The 2,376-nt window shown below is 61.4% G+C and carries 2 protein-coding genes and 1 pseudogene; 1 reads left to right on the top strand and 2 read right to left on the bottom strand.

What is annotated here, in order from left to right; genetic code table 11:
• Positions 1–359: pseudogene (locus A5760_RS04255) on the bottom strand (DUF5135 domain-containing protein); the annotation flags it as partial.
• A 288-nt stretch (positions 360–647) separates the two neighbouring features.
• A complete protein-coding gene (locus A5760_RS04250; RefSeq protein WP_064878002.1) occupies positions 648–1,250 on the bottom strand; it encodes a TetR/AcrR family transcriptional regulator in 603 nt (200 codons plus the stop codon).
• A gap of 212 nt (positions 1,251–1,462) precedes the next feature.
• On the opposite strand from A5760_RS04250, the gene A5760_RS04245 reads away from it, so the two are divergent.
• Positions 1,463–2,376: spirocyclase AveC family protein (locus tag A5760_RS04245; protein WP_064878000.1), on the top strand; the 914-nt coding region annotated here is incomplete at its 3' end.

Raw genomic sequence — 2,376 nt, 5'->3', positions numbered from 1 at the left:
AGGCCCATCGAGACCATGAGCATGCCGTCGAGGGTGATCCGCCTCTCGCGGCGCCATGGTCGAATAATGAACCACCACAACGCTATTGGAATGCCGATCCACGCCAAGACCGCATTCGCCACAAGAGGCACTTTCATATACATCGGCGGGTCATCCGGGCCGGAAGCCACCCGTTCGAAATACGGGCCCGTGATCCACCCGATCCACACGTACAACTGAAGCGCGAGAAGCGCGCCACCGACTGCCGCCCAAATCTTGACGGGTTTCACCGAGGCCTCGGTCTGCCCGCCGCTTTCGGTCACCTTGCCAACCGCAACCCCGGTAGGCGGCGCCTTGGTCTTGCTCGATAGATCACTCATCGCGCGCTGTGTCCTCCTGGGTCGCAAAGAGGTTCGTCGCGCCTCGACGCGACCCGCAGCGGGGTCGGCGATTGAGGGCGGGAGCCAAGGTTCGTCAGGCCGCCCGTAAATATACCCATGGGTATCCAAGAATCGGAAGAGGTTCCAACAATGCCAGCAGAACCTACGCGTGGCCCGTCAGTGCCCTCGAGTATGTGCGCACAAGCGCTGGCCCATGCCGCCTAAGCATTTCAGCGAGACGGGTCAACGGATTCCAGGCAGCTTGGCCATGGATGAAATCGGTTGCGCTCAAGGCAATTTGATGACGGACACATACATTTCGAGCGTGGGCCGGTACAGATCGATGTCATCGAGCTTGCTGCCCAGCATGACGGAATCAGTGGTGGCGACGAGGATGTGGGCGAATGTCAATGGAGGGATCAGCAGCGCTCCGCCCAGCCGGTCTATGCCTTCGACGATGAACTTGGCCAGTGCCTCGACGACTTCTGAGCGCTTCGCGGCCACCCGTTCCCGTGCGTCGGGGTTGCGCAGAAGATACAGGGTGAATTCGTGTCCCAACGCGGCGTGCTCGGCGCCGCGGTCGTGGCTTAGTTTTCGCCATCGCTCGGCGATTTGGTCGAGTTCGCGCGCCCCGAGCTGGGTGGCGGTCGACATAACCTCGGCGAAGTTGTCGAAATACCGACGCCAGTACCGGTCGCTCACCGCCAGGAACAGGTCTTCCTTCGCGGTGAAGTGTTTGTAGATCGCGCCTTTCGTGTAGCCCGCGGTGTGTGCGATGTCGTCGAGAGACGCTGCCATGAAGCCTTTTTCGGCAAACACCTCCTCCGCGGCGTCCAACAGCAGCGAACGAGTGTGCTCAAGGCGCCGCTCTCGCGTCCAGCGCTCAACCATGCCGCGATTCTGCCACAGAATCTGAGAATATCCTTGGTTATTGAGATACCGATTGGTATGTTGGCCGGAGGCCCGGGTGTCAGGGCTCCGCGATTGATCACCTCATCGCGAGCGTGGGCATGCCTCTCGCGGGCGCGCCATGGCCGGTTCGCGACTCGGGTGCAGTCAGGTTCGCGGACGCTGTATCACGACGAATCAGGAGGGGCAGTGTCATGACAGAACTGTCGAGCAGCAAGAGCGCGCCGGTCATTACCGAGTCGCTCGGGGACGTGGCTTCACTCGGGACCAAGGCTCCTGCCAAGTCCAAGCCCGTGCAAATCTGGGCCATCGCCGGGGGCATCATTCTCGCTTTTCAGCTGTACGTGTGGATCCGCTGGATCGCCGGACCCCATTTCGAGCGGGTTCCTCCGGGACCGAGCGATCCACCGACCTTCATGAAGGCGATCCTTTTCACCTGGACCGCAGTGATCGTCGTCGGGCTGCCGGTTGCCTTCTGGTGGTTCATCATTCGGCCCTGGCGCCGGGAGGGGCGAATCACCCTGGACGGCATGCTCCTGATCTCGTGCGGCCTGCTGTTCTTTCAGGATCCGCTGCTGAACTACTTCAACACATGGAGCACGTACAACACCTGGATGTGGAACCGGGGCTCGTGGGTTCAGGACGTTCCGGGTTGGGTGTCGTTCGGGAAACCGGGCGCCATGATGGCCGAACCGTTCCTGATGAACGCTCCCGGCTACTTCTTCGTCCTACTGTGCACGATGCTCGGGTGCTGGGTGATGCGCATAGCCAAGCGGCGGTGGCCCAACATCAACACGTTCGGCCTGATCGGGGTGGTGATCGCCTGGACCTTCGTCTTCGATTTCGTCATCGAGGGTCTGTTTCTCATGCCGATGGGGCTTTTCACCTACCCGGGCGCGATTCGGGCTCTGTCGGTCAATCCCGGCACGTACTACCAGTGGCCGCTCTACGAAGGGCTCATGTGGGGCGGTGTGCAGGCCGGCCTGTGCTGCATGCGCTACTTCACCGACGACCGAGGACGGACCTTCGTCGAGCGCGGACTCGACCATGTGCGAGGCGGATTCGCGAAAGTTCAATTGACCCGTTTCCTGGCGATCTTCGCCGCGGT

The organism is Mycobacterium colombiense (assembly GCF_001665835.1).
In the GTDB taxonomy this organism is placed as follows: domain Bacteria; phylum Actinomycetota; class Actinomycetes; order Mycobacteriales; family Mycobacteriaceae; genus Mycobacterium; species Mycobacterium colombiense_A.
Note: the sequence above shows the minus strand (reverse complement) of the source record. Positions and strands in the feature narration are given on the sequence as shown.

Excerpts from the sequence above, each read along its gene's own strand:
- A5760_RS04250 (WP_064878002.1), bottom strand. The coding sequence starts at position 1,250 with ATGGTTGAGCGCTGGACGCGAGAGCGGCGCCTTGAGCACACTCGTTCG.